At 43.7% G+C, this 15,016-nt stretch carries 11 protein-coding genes; 3 read left to right on the top strand and 8 right to left on the bottom strand.

What is annotated here, in order from left to right; translation table 11 throughout:
- Positions 1 to 461: 461 nt before the first annotated feature.
- The gene (gene zwf / locus GB992_RS07760; RefSeq protein WP_161001925.1) at positions 462 to 1,943 is read left to right on the top strand and encodes a glucose-6-phosphate dehydrogenase; all 1,482 of its coding nucleotides are present in this window, start codon (positions 462 to 464) and stop codon (positions 1,941 to 1,943) included.
- 80 nt (positions 1,944 to 2,023) lie between these two features.
- Here the strand turns inward: zwf and GB992_RS07755 are convergent, their stop codons facing one another.
- The 7 genes from GB992_RS07755 to GB992_RS07725 form a co-directional block, all read right to left on the bottom strand.
- A complete protein-coding gene (locus GB992_RS07755) occupies positions 2,024 to 2,806 on the bottom strand; it encodes a matrixin family metalloprotease (RefSeq protein WP_161001924.1) in 783 nt (260 codons plus the stop codon).
- Positions 2,807 to 3,339: 533 nt separating this feature from the next.
- A complete protein-coding gene (locus GB992_RS07750) occupies positions 3,340 to 3,567 on the bottom strand; it encodes a cytochrome b5 domain-containing protein (protein ID WP_161001923.1) in 228 nt (75 codons plus the stop codon).
- 293 nt (positions 3,568 to 3,860) lie between these two features.
- Entirely contained in the window at positions 3,861 to 5,333 is a 1,473-nt protein-coding gene (gene aldA, locus GB992_RS07745) for an aldehyde dehydrogenase (protein ID WP_162855656.1), read from the bottom strand.
- Between the two features lie 88 nt (positions 5,334 to 5,421).
- On the bottom strand, positions 5,422 to 6,543 hold the full coding sequence (locus GB992_RS07740; protein ID WP_161001922.1) for an NAD(P)-dependent alcohol dehydrogenase: 1,122 nt from the start codon (positions 6,541 to 6,543) through the stop codon (positions 5,422 to 5,424).
- Between the two features lie 856 nt (positions 6,544 to 7,399).
- On the bottom strand, positions 7,400 to 8,245 hold the full coding sequence (locus tag GB992_RS07735; RefSeq protein ID WP_161001921.1) for an SDR family oxidoreductase: 846 nt from the start codon (positions 8,243 to 8,245) through the stop codon (positions 7,400 to 7,402).
- Positions 8,246 to 8,303: 58 nt separating this feature from the next.
- Positions 8,304 to 9,404 carry an NAD(P)-dependent alcohol dehydrogenase gene (locus tag GB992_RS07730; protein ID WP_161001920.1) on the bottom strand — a complete coding sequence of 367 codons (1,101 nt, stop codon included), beginning with the start codon at positions 9,402 to 9,404 and terminating at the stop codon, positions 8,304 to 8,306.
- Between the two features lie 297 nt (positions 9,405 to 9,701).
- Complete coding sequence (locus GB992_RS07725) at positions 9,702 to 9,917, bottom strand: hypothetical protein (protein WP_017260885.1); 216 nt, start codon at positions 9,915 to 9,917, stop codon at positions 9,702 to 9,704.
- A 190-nt stretch (positions 9,918 to 10,107) separates the two neighbouring features.
- Here GB992_RS07725 and GB992_RS07720 point away from each other — a divergent pair, with 190 nt between their 5' ends.
- Positions 10,108 to 11,685: an AcpB/EbpR/MafR family transcriptional regulator gene (locus GB992_RS07720; RefSeq protein WP_161001919.1), complete on the top strand. Its 1,578-nt coding sequence runs from the start codon at positions 10,108 to 10,110 to the stop codon at positions 11,683 to 11,685.
- 160 nt (positions 11,686 to 11,845) lie between these two features.
- Complete coding sequence (locus GB992_RS07715; protein WP_161001918.1) at positions 11,846 to 13,309, top strand: Ig-like domain-containing protein; 1,464 nt, start codon at positions 11,846 to 11,848, stop codon at positions 13,307 to 13,309.
- Positions 13,310 to 13,602: 293 nt separating this feature from the next.
- Here the strand turns inward: GB992_RS07715 and GB992_RS07710 are convergent, their stop codons facing one another.
- Positions 13,603 to 14,781: a thiolase family protein gene (locus tag GB992_RS07710; protein ID WP_161001917.1), complete on the bottom strand. Its 1,179-nt coding sequence runs from the start codon at positions 14,779 to 14,781 to the stop codon at positions 13,603 to 13,605.
- Positions 14,782 to 15,016: the final 235 nt, after the last annotated feature.

Genomic DNA, 15,016 nt, shown 5'->3' with positions numbered 1-15,016 from the left:
CGAGACGTGAAGGTAACGTTAATTCGAGTGGTTTGCTCGAATTTAGGTTACGGACGGTCGTGAAGACGTGAACTTCGGCTTTACGACGAGGTGAAAGACGGTGAACTTCCGGCTTGAACCGGTCCCACGGCGAGCGTGTCAATGTTGCCAACCGTAGGCGTCAGCCTCTCACCCAAAGATAATATCGAATCAATCACCAGACCTTGTAGAAAACTTTTTTCACCAATGTTTTCCATAAATGTAAATTTTTTTGAAATTCATTTTGGTGGACCAGACCAATGCTAATCGTTGATATGATAAGTTTTCATAACTAATTCACGGCCTGAACCTAATGAAACCGGTTGCTCACGGTGGTGCATCGCGCTAGATATTGTTATATAATGAACCAGTCAACGACGGAAAGCGGTTACGTTTTCTGTCAATACAACCCTACATTTACAGGCATTTAAGGAGTGAAAACCGTGGCAACAGAATACAGCTCATTGTTTACTTTCTTTGGTGGTACTGGTGACCTTGCCAAACGTAAACTGTACCCATCCCTCTTCAAACTTTACGTTCGCGGAAACTTAGGCGAACACTTTGCCGTTCTCGGAACTGCTCGTGATAGCTGGACCGACGACAAATTCCGTGAAGTCGTAACACAATCCATTAAGGATGACCAACCGGATGCAGATATGCACGCGGCAGAAATCTTCGTGTCTCATTTTTACTACATTGCACACGATGTTACGGATAAGGCGCACTACGCTGTGATGAAGGACCTCGTTGAAAAGCTGGACAAACAATACAGCATCAACGGTAACCGGATCTTCTATCTGTCCATGGCACCACGTTTCTTTGGTGAAGTTGCCCTCAACTTGAAGTCTGAAGGTTTACTCTCTGATGACGGTTCCAACCGTTTGGTTATTGAAAAACCATTTGGTACCGACTTTACGACTGCTAAAACTTTAAACGATCAATTATCAGGTGCGTTTGACGAAAAGCAAATCTACCGAATCGACCACTACCTTGGTAAGGAAATGGTTCAAAACATTCAAGCTTTGCGTTTCGGTAACACCTTCGTTGAATCCTTGTGGAACAACCGTTACATCGACAACGTTCAAGTTACCTTAAGTGAAAAACTTGGTGTTGAAGACCGTGCCGGTTACTACGATACTGCTGGTGCATTACGTGACATGGTTCAAAACCATATCATGCAAATCGTTTCTCAGTTAGCAATGGAACAACCTGTTTCATTCACTGACGCCGATGTTCGTGTTGAAAAGATCAAGGCATTGCGTTCACTCCGGGTTTACAGCCCAGCCGAAGCTGCTAAGAACTTTATCCGCGGCCAATACGGTGCTAACGATACTGAACCTGCTTACCGTGATGAACCAAACGTACCAAAGGATTCACACAACGATACATTTGTTGCCGGTAAATTATTATTCGACAACTATCGTTGGTCAGGTGTACCTTTCTACGTCCGGACTGGTAAGCGTTTAGCTGACAAGTTTACACGGATCGACGTTGTCTTCAAGAAGCCTTTGATCGACATCTTCGCTTTCCCACAAAACCGTGATAACTCATTAGCACCAAACGTTTTAACCATCTATGTTGAACCAAACTCAGGCTTCTCTCTCCAATTGAACGCTAAGACTGCTGGTCAAGGTTTCGAAACGGAACCAATCCACTTGGACTTCCAGCAAGATGTTGCTCAAAAGGAAGAAACCCCAGAACCATACGAACGTTTGTTGCATGACACCTTGAAGGGTGACCAAACTAACTTTGCCTCATGGGATGAAGTTTCATACGCATGGAAGTTCGTTGATGTTATCCAGAAGTTATGGGATTCAGAAACACCAGACTTCCCTAACTACATCTCCGGTTCTATGGGACCAGCTGCATCAGATGAACTGTTGCAACGTGATCACCGGGCTTGGGTATATCGCTTAAACCGTTAATTTAAAACATTAAAAGGTCACATCGCAGAAAAATGGCGATGTGACCTTTTTGTCAGTTTCAGACTTATTTAATTTGAAATTTAGTTTTGTGAATAAATCGCCTTCAAGCCAGCAATATCCCCACTGGTTAACTGCACCCGGCCCTGCGTCACTGGGTACATGACAGAATTCGGATCACTACTATGATCAAGCCCCAATGCGTGGCCCACCTCGTGAATGGCCACAGCATCATTGTATGAACTCAAATAGGCTGTATTCAGCTTGGCACTTCCATGATTCGTTGCGTTAGCACCACTAAAATTCGTTTGATAAATTTCTGGACCGCCATGACCTACCTCGACCGCACCATCGCTGGCTGCTTTTGAAACTTCATGATAGGTGCTAAACGTCAACTGGTTTTGTCCACTCCCCGCGTGACCGGGTTTAAGGGTGACGATCCCGGTCGCATTATACGTTTGCACGGCAGTATCAAACGCCAAACGCACGGCCGGCGAATCAGAAGCTGCGTACTCGTAGTAATACGTGGATTGCAAATGAACATTGCTGACAATCGATTCAACTGGCGTTGCATCAGTGGCAGTCGAATTGTCTTTAGACGCCGCAACGTGTGGTGACGGCCTGCTGCTAGACGATGTCGCCTGTGAGGCCGTTGAATTCTGGGGGCCAGCATTGGCGTTTAATGTAACGTCCGTAAAAAAAGTATTTACTTGTTCGTGAACCTTTTGAAATGACCGTTGAATGTTGGCCGGACTAACCTGGGCAGAAAGTTGCTTTTCCAGTAGTGGGTGATTTTGTAAAAACAGTGTGCCGCCAATAATCACGACAACGAGTCCTACAAGTCGGCCCAAATAATTCTTACGCATAATCATAACCTCGCGTGAGCCAAACTCACTTTCCAAACGAGACAAATTCCTTGAACTACCCACAAAGTATAAAGGCTAACTACACAGCCTTTCAACGTTATTGCTATTGATTAACAGATGTTTAAACGATAGATTGTAAAATTAATCCGAACGCTGTTCGGACAAAAAAGATCAGCTTCCTTTAAAATGGTGTTTACCACAAACCCATCTTTTAGGAGCTGATCTTTAATCAGAGACCACTTAAAATACTTGACTGGCAAACACCTTATCAGATCATGCTGACAAATTTGTCCAAAAATTCGGATTAAATTTGCAATCTACCAAACAATGAAGACGCATGATTTGGAACGGAGCTGTGACACAAGTCTGGTTTGAGAACGAGCATTAACGTAAAACTGACCTATTCCCGAACTTTGGGAATGGGTCAGTTTTGAGTTAAGCGGAATTCTCAGGACTTTGGAGCGCGATATTGCTCATATTATTCGTCCCAATAAACTTATGTCACAACCTCATTGTAGTATTTGATGTTTTTATTAAATCAATTGCCCAACGACTGGTTTATCAGTTAATGTTTTTTTACCATGCGGAGATTTTTTAATCATTTCCGTGAGGTCTCTGCCGGCCGTCAGACCGTGGTGTTGGCCACCCTGCCAAGCATCAACACTCGTCAGATCATAAACAGTGCCATCCACGGCCACATAGGCCTTATGACCATCTTTGCCATCAAATTGCTTTAGTTCATCCACAGTGAAATTTTGCATTTGTAAGCGCCTCCTTATGTTTGCATTGAGTATAGCACCTCAATTAACAAACACGGTAAATTTTGATTAGGGCTTGTAGATTAAGTGCTGTCACAAACAAGGTGATTTGCTGAAAAAATGTGCCTGCACATGGAGGGGAGGGACTTTACGAAACCAAATTTTTCCTGTTACATTGTCGCAAACGCGCTCACAACCCCAAAAGTCTGTGCATAACCCAAAATAAGCGTCGTAAAGGAAAGTTCACCTTTACAACGCTTATTTTATGTTATTGCTCGGCTTTTAACCGGGCTTGTTTACGCTCTCCCCTTTTCCGGGTGCCTCTGCAAATAAACAACGTGGGTGTTCAAGAATTCATCCAAACCGTGTTTACCATCAGCACCACCAACACCGGACTCCTTCCAGCCGGCATGGAAGCCTTGAATAGCCTCGAAGTTGTAACGGTTGATGTATGTTTCACCGTCTTGCAATTCGTTGGCAGCCTTAGCGGCGTTATCCAAGTTTTCAGTAAAGATGGATGAAGTTAAGCCCAAGTCGTTGTCATTTGACATCTCAATGGCTTCATCCAACGTCTTAAAGGTGACGATTGGAAGCACTGGTCCAAAGATTTCGTGCTGGATAATCTCAGAATCCTGCTTAACGTTTGTGATAACCGTTGGCAAGTAGTAGAACCCTTTATCAATGTCAGCTGGGTGACCACCAGTAGTGACTTTGCCGCCAGCCTTGACCGCTCGTTGAACCATGCCGTCAACGTTATCCAAAGCAGCCTTGTTGATCAGTGGCCCCATGCCGATGGTCTCATCCTTATTCGGGTCACCGACAGTAATCTTGCTCATCTTGTCGGTCAGCTTCTTAACAAATTCGTCTGCAACATCCTCTTGTACGTAAACCCGCTCAGCGTTGTTGCAAACTTGCCCATTGTTGTCGACACGTGAATCGATGATTGCTTGGACAGCCAAGTCAATGTCCGCATCCTTGCAAACAATGGCAGGCGCCTTCCCACCTAATTCAAGTGAGACCTTAGCTAAGTGGTCAGCAGCATCGCTCATGACTCGACGGCCAGAGTCAACGGACCCAGTCAAACTGATAATGCCGATCTTCTTGTTCTTGGATAATTCACTGCCAACAACTGCACCAGGACCAGTAACAAAGTTCACAACACCCTTTGGTAGGCCAACCTTGTCACAAATCTTAGCAAACGCCAGAGCGTTGTTTGGTGTATCGGAACTTGGCTTGATCACAATGGTGTTCCCAGTTACCAAAGCTGGTCCCATCTTCCGCGCAATCAGGAAGAATGGGAAGTTCCACGGTAAAATCCCAGCAGCAACACCGATTGGTTGTTTGGCAATCATGATATTTTCGTTAGGGTTATCAGATTGAAGAACTTCGCCTTCATACATCCGTGCTGCGGCAGCCATGTAGTCAAAATAGTCAGCTGAGAACATGATTTCCGTTTGAGCTAAGGACTTAATCTTCCCTTGTTCTTCCATCAAAATGGAAACTAGATCGTCTTCTTGGTTCCGAATTTCTTCAGCAATCTTGTGCAGATATGCACCGCGGGTTGCGGCTGGGACCTCTTTCCATGACTTTTGTGCTTCAAACGCATCATCGATTGCTTCACGCGTTTCTTCAACCGTTGCGCTTGGAACAGTTGAGATTGGTTGTTCATCGGAGGGGTTAATGACAGTTAGTGTGTTACCTGATTTCGAATCAACAAACTGACCATTGATATACATTTGATAATGCTTTAACGCAATTGCTTCAGACATAATGTGCTTCCTTTCTGCCTTGTCGCTTGTGGCAAGGAAACCTAAAAACGTCTTTTGAATTTTGTTCGGCCCTTACCGAGCTTCGGCATCACTCTTCTGGCTTATACTGATCATCAATTACCAAAACTGGCTTGATGGTCTTACCGCTACCGGAATCAGCATTGGCCTCGTTAATTTGCTCAAATGGATAGAACTTTTCTGTCTTGTCGAAGTCAAACATGCCCATCTGGTAGAACTTGATCAAACGAGGAATGTCGACTTGTGGAATGGAATCGCCCATGTTGACCCCAATGATGGAGCGATCGTTTGTGCAAAGGTCGTTCCATGTATCTAGGTCAATGTGGTTAGCTGTAACAGCAATGGTTGCCGTTGTTCCACCCTGGGCGAGTGCCTGAATGGAATCTTCCATAACTTTCGTCACACCAGTGGTATCAACTGCATAGTCGACACCCTTGCCATCCGTTAGCTCCTTGATTTTAGCAACGGCATCTTCGTTCTTGCTGTTGATTGTGTCAGTTGCGCCAAGTTCCTTGGCTAATTGCAAACGTGAATCGACAACATCAACGGCAATGACAGTGGTACAACCAGAAATCTTGCCAGCCATCATCGCAGCTAAACCAACGGCCCCGGTCCCAAACACAGCGATAGTGTCGCCAGGCTTTGGTTTCAATGTATTCAAAACAGTCCCACTACCAGTTACATAACCACAACCTAAAGGTCCAAGACGGCGCAAATCCAAGTTCTTAGGAACCTTAACCGCGTTACGTTCGCGAACAACAGTGGTTGTCGTAAATGATGACTGATCAAACATGTCACTGACACGATGACCATCCTCAGTAAAGTGATCACTGCCATCCGGACGAACACCGGACAAATTATTAGCTGCGTAATTGAGGCAGCGGGTCGGCATCCCCTTCAAACAATTTTCACAGTTACCACAGCCGTAGAATGACAAAACAACGTGATCACCGACCTTGAAGTTTTTAACCTCTGGGCCTACCTTTTCAACTATTCCTGAACCCTCGTGCCCCAAAACAATTGGGTAGCCGATTTCAGCATCACCTTTTCTTAAGGCTTCGTCTGAATGGCAAATGCCACTGGCAACCATGTGAATTTGTAAATCATCGGCCTGCATTTCGGATAACTCAACATCATCCTTGATAACAAACGGACCACCCTTTTTTTCAACAACTGCTGCTTTAATTTTCATGATGTTTTTCCTCCAAATGATTATTTGGTGAATTTTTGAGCAAATGAGCTCGCCAAGAACAACTTCAATTAAGAGCAACTGTAATAACATCTTTATGTGCTTGTTTATCTTTTTATGCACATTGTCGATATGTAATTATAGCTACTTTGGAACGTTCCACGACTTTATGATATTTCGAAATGTAATCGGTTTCAACCCCCGTATGAATAATTCAGTGAAATAAAATCGTTTATCTTCAGTATCTTTGAGAACCATTGAGCAAAACATATTATTCCTCAAAATCTGATTAAGATTCATGTTTAAAACCGATTTACGTCTGTCTTACTGCGCATAACTGTGACAAGTTTTTAACTATTGAACGACCAAATAAAAAAATGAATTCTGAAATTGTAAGCTGACCGTACAAACTCTTTTTTGCAAAGGCAAATTACAAGTTTAATCCGAACAAGCCCGGAATCTTTCAATGGCAGTCTGTTGATGATGTATTTTTAATGGTCGTTGATTAATTAGTTCAAGTAAGTAATCACTCCCTATATTGGTTGGAATTAGCTACTACCATTGTAAGTGATTGCTTTGGGCTTTTTAATTTCTGTTCGGATTAATTATAGAATTTGCCCAAATCAAAAAGAAGCAGGGCATAACACCTCGATTTAAATTTAAGTGAAACTGCAACAAGCAATTTTTCTTCAACCGCAAAAGGCTATGCGGATGAAAAATTACCGTAAACACGAGACATAACACTGACTTTTGCTCATCTAACATAAAATGGATGTTCGCGGGAAATCACCCGTAAACATCCATTTTACGTTACCTGAGAAAACAAACCTTGTTATGTCGGCGCGCTCTGTTTCAACATTTAAAATTTAATCTGCTGCTTCATATAATCTTCATAACTTGTCGGTTTGCGTCCAAGTAACAAGCGTAGGACATTCGAGTTACCGTCGAGTCCCCACTTACTATACGTATCTGCTAGGTGGCGAAAGGCATCTCGTGAATAAACATTTTGAATACCTGCCTGATTAAGAAACTCTGTCATATCGACACGCTTGGCAACGGCATGCTCGCCTGTTAACCGGTTATACAATGCTACTAGATCTACCGGTGAAGCGTAATCCGTACCTACCAATTCATACGTGGCTTTATTATGCTTTTCAGGATTTTGGGCAACCTCTACGACCACATCACCAACGTCCTCCGGTGCCACATAGGAAAGTTTGGTATTGATATCATAAAAGATATTGTAGGCACCCGTTTCATAAACCACGTTTGGATTGAAATTATGCATATAGTGCATCGGTTGTAAAATCGTGTATTGATAATCCTTAACCATCCCGGTATAAATCATGTGCTCTTCCACATCACGTTTCATCAAATGCTGACGCAACGTAGATAGAATTGGATGCGTAACCGAAATAAAGATAAATTGTTTGTGGGCAGCAGCCAACTGGTCCGTCAAATACTTGCCAATATCCGCTTCTTCTGCGACAAACAAGGGTGGAATTTCGACGACACTGTCAACATCTGCAATCAGTTTATCGATTTCATCTGCACGGGTTAAATCTGCAATGACCCCTTCACGAATACCTGGCAAATCTTTCACGGCTGGATTAATGTCCGTTGCTTTTACGTCGAATCCAGCGGCTACTAGTTTGCTCACAATCACGCGACCAGTGTGACCAGCTGCTGAGGTTACTAAAATCATTATGCTTACCTCCCGATTAAATTTTTGATTTCCGCTTTATTGATGTCATTTCCGCTGATTAAGGCATCCGCAAAATGGCCTTCACTGTGGTTCCGTTTAATGAGTCTTCAAAAGCTTGGTTAACATCTTTTAGGTCGTAAAACTTAACCAGTTTATCAAACGGAAAATCACCCTGTTGATACAACTGAATCAGTTGAGGAATAAACGACTTAGGCAGTGAGAATCCTTGTAACACACCCGTGACTTGGCGAGCCGGCACCAGAATGTCATTCATCATGCTCAAGTCCGCATGTGCTGCGCCGCCAATGATTGCGGTATGACCGAGAATCCCCGTACTGCGGATGGCTTGCTCTGGTAATCCATTAGCAGGAGCCGAAACAACCGCATAATCCACACCACCGTCAGTCATTTCTTGAATCATTGCGGGCACATCATCAACTGTCTTGCTGTTAATAATATCCGTTGCCCCAAGTGCCTTGGCTTCTGCCAACCGTGTATCAAAGATATCAACAGCGATGATTTTGGCAACGTGCATCGCCTTGGCCGCCATAATGGCTGCATCGCCGACCGTTCCAGTACCGAACACTGCCATTGAACTGCCAACTTCGGGTTTAAGAATGTGCATAATGGTACCAGCCCCCGTTTGTAAACCACATCCCAGTGGCCCGAGCAGACTGACATCAACGTCCTTGGTTACTTTGACAGCGTTTCGTTCCTGAACCTTCGCATAGGTACCAAACGACGATTGCTGGAAGAACGACGTTACTGGCTGACCATTTAAAGTAAAACGGCTGCCACCGTAGTAATCAACACCGCCAAAATTCAATTCATCTGAGCGTTCACACGCATATGGGCGACCAGCTAAGCACTGGCGACAATGACCACAGCTAGCATATGAAATTGCCACATGATCACCAACTTCAAATTCACGAACATCTTCACCGACCTGCTCGACAATGCCGGCACCTTCATGCCCCAAAATAATCGGAAATTCACTACGTCCCATACCGGTTTTGGCCCGCATGATATCTGCGCCACAAACGCCGACGGCAACGACCTTAACTAACAATTGATCACCGCGTAATGTGTCATCTAATTCAACGGGTTCAACAACTAAAGATTCACCTTTAGCTGGCGCAACAGCTGCTGTAATTTGCATGATTTGTACTCCTTATCTTTGCTGTGTACACAAATTGACCATCAAATGCTTTGTAAGTTATCTCACATGAGTATCGTAACAATTTTGGGGCAATCTTCGCTAGAATCCGTTTTCATTTTGACTATTTATTTGCTCGTGCAAACATTTTAGTTCGGCAAGTCACCTTACTAACACTCAACAGGTTCGCAAATTGATCATTTCACCAACAATTCGTTGTTCCTATCGCGCAAAAAAACACCAGTAACAAAAGTAACTGATGCCATCAACAATCATTTATTCAATTACTAACAATCTTAACTACTCGATTTCAATAACACGTTCTTGATCGCCAAGCGTGGTTAGAAACGTGCCATCATTCCGACGCGATTCAACAATTCTTCCTTGATAAATCAAACTATCAATATCGAACTGAAAAAAGCCACTGCCCAACTCCAAAGCGGTCATTTTATAATCGCCAAGTTGGTCATCATGATACTGTTTCTTGTTTGTTAATGAAGCCTTTAATTTCTCCACGACTGCTATTTGCCTCCTAAGCACAAAAATGTCTTAATAAAATCATTTCCGTTATTCTAAAGATACAAATTGAAGATTAAAACTGCCTTGCAATAATTCAAAAATTATCGAAAAATTTGAGAACCACACGTTTAGTTTAGTGGGTAAATTAATTAATGGCAACAGTTATTTACGACACTGAGGTGGAATAATGAACAAAGAAGATCTTTTAGAGCCGTTTGAACGGCGACAGATTAGGATTTTGCAATATCTATACCGTAATAATGGCGAGGCCAAAATTTCGAAAATTGCGAACGCCTTACCTTTTTCAAGCCGCAATTTATTAATGGACGACCTGCAAGCCATCCAAATGGTGCTGAGACCTTCACTAATCCAATATGATATTTCCTTTAAATGGAACAATGAAAAAGTTCATTTACACATCAACGGTCAAATGAGTTTAAAAACGCTCATTTTCTCGTACTATCGCCAAACACCCAAAATTAGTATTATCGAAAACATCGTCCTTAATCCCAATCTAACCAGCATTCAATTGGCCACGAAACTTAACTTCAGCGTGGCTACTCTTTACCGTAAGATTGCCGAACTCAATGATCTTTTAGCGCCATTTCACGTCAAGATCAACCAACTGCAGCTCACTGGCCCAGATCTCGCTATTCAACATTTAATGTATGAACTGCTATGGAATGTTTGCCCAAAAGACCAGTACGTTTACCGTCGTTATTTGCAGCGCAACAGTCCCTTAGCGGAGACAATGCATCGTTTATTAATCGATGGGTCTAATAAATATCTAGCAGCTGACGGGCCTCGCAAACTGTATACATGGCTGCTGATTATTCGGCTGCGCAACCGACATGCGAACACGACAATGACCTTATCGCCCCTCGCTCGCCAAGTCTATAAGACCATGGTGGATGCGCCCCATTTTCAACAGCTGTGGCGGCAATTACAGGATTCGATGCCGACGTTTATGCAGCGAATCGAGAAGACCGAACTTGAGCAAAGTTTATTGATCTTTTGTATTGCTCATGAAGTTTTTCCCATTGACGACGCCTTTTGGCAACCCGCTGTGGACATGGTCAATCCCACCGATTCCTTGGCAAGCACGGCGCAAACTATTCACCAAAAACATGTTCAGCCAATGCTCAATTTAGACACGCCAACCATTACGCGATACAGTGTCGCTACTCTCTATCGCACATTGGTCAACCTCACCGTCTGTACTGGTCATATCAACGTTATGCGGCCAGATACAACAACACGTTACTACCAACGCCTTCATAATGAATTGATCATCCGTCAGGCCCACGAGCTTACTCGCGTCATCGTTTCATCCTTAGCAAACAAATTTAAGATTTCTGTCGATCCAGGATATGTCCAACAGCTTATGGTACTACTACGTTTAACGTTGAGACAGCGATTTGCCCCAACCTACAGAATTGCCGTCGATCCGGAAATTGGTGAGATGTGGCTCGAACCCTTTATTCAAATTTGCCAAAACTACTTTAATCAAACACTGCGAACGACAGTTGAGGTCTTTGACCCAAATAAACAATACGATCTTTATTTATCCGATCATTGTCCCGATCAACCTGTTATTCAAGCTACCCAAACGTATATTTTGACGGATCTAGGATCTGAAGATGATTTGACTAAAATAACTGAATTACTCCAAGCTACCCCAAATAATCGAGGCTTAACTGAGCATCCCCACGAACTATCGGCAACGACCCCACCATGCCATCGAACGCCAAAGAGCGTCCTTTAATCGGCGCCGAATATCATAAATTTATCATTTTTCTAGGTATATCAATTTTTCACCAATTGGATTTCTCGTAAAAATCGAACTGGCCGTGAAGTTTGAGATATTATCCTCTCATTTCTCTCGTACGCTATTTCCAAGAGTAATTTGGGAGGAAGATAGAATTATGAAACGTTCTCGATTAATAAACTGGCTACTTGTGGTGCTCACCGTGATGATTGGCTTCCTTTTTAACACTCAAGTCGCACAAGCCGCAACATACGGCAACGAATTCATCACTAGCGGAACAATTACAAATGGACCTAATTTTAGCTATGCTAGTAACGTCAACGTGCGCTACGACTGGGCAGTGCCAAACGACGTTCACATCGTTGCTAACGACCAAATGAAAATTCAATTGCCAGACGCCCTTCGTGTCTCAAAGGAATCAACTTTTCCGCTGCTTGCTGACGATGGCACGGCGTTAGGAACTGTCGACGTAAAGACTGATGGCACAATGGTGGTTACGTTTAACGAAACTGCAGCAACCCTGAGTAACCTCCATGGCACCATTACCTTTTCGACCAAACTCAATGCGGCAGCAATCGGATTAGGTGAACAAAACGTGCCGTTTGAAACTAACAATGGGACGTTAACAAGCCCAGTGATTGTCAGTCCATCCACAAATAACTTGTCCAAAAAGGGGAGTTTCACGACTGACAGCACCGGCAACCCCGCAATCAAATGGACTATTCTGGTTAACCGTAATGAACTGCTGATGGAAAATGTAAAAGTTTCAGATATCATCACTGATGCTGGTCAACAATTAGTCCCTGGCAGCATCACTGTGTCTAATGGACATTGGACAGACTCCACCACACAAGCAAGCTATAAGCGTGATGAAACCCTGACTGCTGGAGCAGATTACACAGTGTCAGTGACTGGCGACAGTTTTGAAACAACGTTTGCTAAACTCGATTCACAGATGGTTGTCATTGATTATCTAACAACGTTTAAGGACCCAACCGTTGCCTCTGATGGCAGTTCCGTGTTCAAAAATACGGCCACAATGAGCTGGGGAACAAACGGCAGTGGGTCTAATACTGAAAAGGCCACTGCCAGCGTGAAACAAACTGCTGGTTCAGGAACAGGTAGTGGTTCTGAGAATAATAACTCTGGCGAAGAATCAAACAGTAGCTCGGACAACAACGATTCCAATGAAAGTTCGACTAGCGAATCCAATAGTGCCTCTGAAAGCTCAAATAACAGTTCATCAGAAAATAGTGACAGCAGTTCTGTTGAAAACAATGATCATTCAGACAGTCATCACGTAGATACTAATCACACTAACGAAAGTTCAACGGATAACTCTGTGGTTGTCTCTAACGATTCAAGCGCTAGTCACCTAACATCCAGCAACCACTCTTCGACATCCGACAATCGTGACCAAACAATAGTTGCAGGCCCATCAAATTCGTCCTCAAATGCGCCATCTACTGGACAATTCGTTTCAACCAAAGAATCTGCAAAACAGAAGGATTCTCTGGCAGAGGCTTTGCCACACACCGGTCAGCAAATTAGCATTTCGCTGATTATTGTCGGTATTATCTCGCTTGCTGGCCTCGTTATTTACAGGCTAAGTCAAAACTAAATTGATGAAAAAGAGTCGTTAACAGTCACAATTAGCATAGAAATTAAAAGTCTGAGTCATTTTGCTCAACTTTTATTTCAGCAAAATGGTAGCAGGTTGTTTCGGTAAGCAATTTTTCTTCAATTGCAAAAGTTCATGCGGATGAAAAATTGCCGCAAACGCGAGACATAACACTGACTTTTGCTCATCTAACATAAATCCGGCGCTCATGGGAAAAACACCCATAAACGCCGGATTTATGTTACCTGAGAAAGCCAAAGCGTGTGATGTCCCGCTCTCTCATACTAAAGGTTTTAATTAACTTCCACAGAAAGCGCAATGCCCAGTCCGCCACCAATACATAAACCGGCAACGCCTGTATGTTGATTGGCATGCTTCAAAGCATAAATCAGTGTCGTTACGATCCGAACACCCGTCGCCCCAAGGGGATGACCAATGGCAATCGAACCACCGTTTGGATTTAATTTGTCTGCCGGAATCTTCAGGTCGCGGGCAACTGCCACGCTTGGTGCTGCAAAAGCTTCATTCAGCTCAAACAAGTCGATATCAGACACCGTCTGATGCTGTTTATCAAGTAACTCGCTGACTGCTTTAACCGGTGAATAGCCCATCGTTTGTGGATTAACGCCAACCTCTTGATAACCCCTAATGGTCGCCAATGGTTTCAAACCTAACTCGGCAGCTTTGTTTTTACGCATCAAGATCATGGCAGCAGCACCATCATTCAGTGGCGACGCATTGCCGGCCGTGACAGTACCGCCCAGTTCAAAGCTCGGCTTAAGTTTAGCCAGCTTCTCAAGACTGGTATCTTCACGAATCGTTTCATCGCGGTCGATAACGGTTTCTCCATGCCGATTTTTAACGGTTAGTGGCAGCATTTCATCGGCAAACGCACCATCGTCACTGGCTTTGGCTGCGTGCTGATGTGAGGCCAATGCAAAAGCATCCTGTTGTTCGCGACTAACGTGGTACTGCTCTGCAACGTTCTCGGCAGTCACACCCATCGGCTGATTTGAAAAGGCATCCGTCAGGCCGTCATGCTCCATGCTATCAACCATCGTTGTGTCACCAAACTTAGTCCCCAATCGCATGCCATTCGTCAGGTAAGGTGCATTGGTCATGCTTTCCGTGCCAACTACTAAGACTGCATCGGCATCACCCATAACAATGGCTGATTGACCCAATCGAATCGCTTTTAAACCTGATCCACAAACTTCATTAACAGTCATCGCTGGGCTGCTTTCCGGAACGCCAGCGTTGATTCCAATTTGACGACCAACATTTTGCCCTGAGCCAGCCTGTAAGACGTTGCCGACAATCGTTTGATCAATGATACTTGGATCAACGTTTGCCCGCTTAATTGCAGCCTTAGCCGCTAAGGTCCCTAATTCAACTGCACTAAAGCTGGCCAATGCGCCACCCATTTTTCCTACAGGTGTGCGCACAGCACTGACGATAACAACGTCGTCCATGAGTCTCCCTCTTTCTACTCCGTTTGACTGCTTCTTTTTCACAAGTAATTCCAAGTCTAACCGATGTCGAATATTACGGCAATTATTTAAGAACAATGACAAACGATTGTAACCAAGTTTTATAAACTGTCCGCGTAAATTTATTTCACAACTAATTTCATTAAACGAACCCCTAGCGGTTGAAAAATGTAAGCGTATCAACTACCATAATAGCTGTAATAGTGTTGCTCTTCAC

It is taken from the genome of Furfurilactobacillus milii, from assembly GCF_009863985.1.
In the GTDB taxonomy this organism is placed as follows: domain Bacteria; phylum Bacillota; class Bacilli; order Lactobacillales; family Lactobacillaceae; genus Furfurilactobacillus; species Furfurilactobacillus milii_A.
The sequence above is the reverse complement of the archived record's forward strand: the minus strand, read 5'-3'. Positions and strand labels throughout refer to the sequence as shown.

Coding starts and splice junctions, on each gene's coding strand:
- GB992_RS07710 (WP_161001917.1), bottom strand. CDS start 14,781: ATGGACGACGTTGTTATCGTCAGTGCTGTGCGCACACCTGTAGGAAAA.
- GB992_RS07755 (WP_161001924.1), bottom strand. CDS start 2,806: ATGCGTAAGAATTATTTGGGCCGACTTGTAGGACTCGTTGTCGTGATT.
- GB992_RS07715 (WP_161001918.1), top strand. CDS start 11,846: ATGAAACGTTCTCGATTAATAAACTGGCTACTTGTGGTGCTCACCGTG.
- GB992_RS07735 (WP_161001921.1), bottom strand. CDS start 8,245: ATGATTTTAGTAACCTCAGCAGCTGGTCACACTGGTCGCGTGATTGTG.
- GB992_RS07720 (WP_161001919.1), top strand. CDS start 10,108: ATGAACAAAGAAGATCTTTTAGAGCCGTTTGAACGGCGACAGATTAGG.
- GB992_RS07730 (WP_161001920.1), bottom strand. CDS start 9,404: ATGCAAATTACAGCAGCTGTTGCGCCAGCTAAAGGTGAATCTTTAGTT.
- aldA (WP_162855656.1), bottom strand. CDS start 5,333: ATGTCTGAAGCAATTGCGTTAAAGCATTATCAAATGTATATCAATGGT.
- GB992_RS07750 (WP_161001923.1), bottom strand. CDS start 3,567: ATGCAAAATTTCACTGTGGATGAACTAAAGCAATTTGATGGCAAAGAT.
- GB992_RS07740 (WP_161001922.1), bottom strand. CDS start 6,543: ATGAAAATTAAAGCAGCAGTTGTTGAAAAAAAGGGTGGTCCGTTTGTT.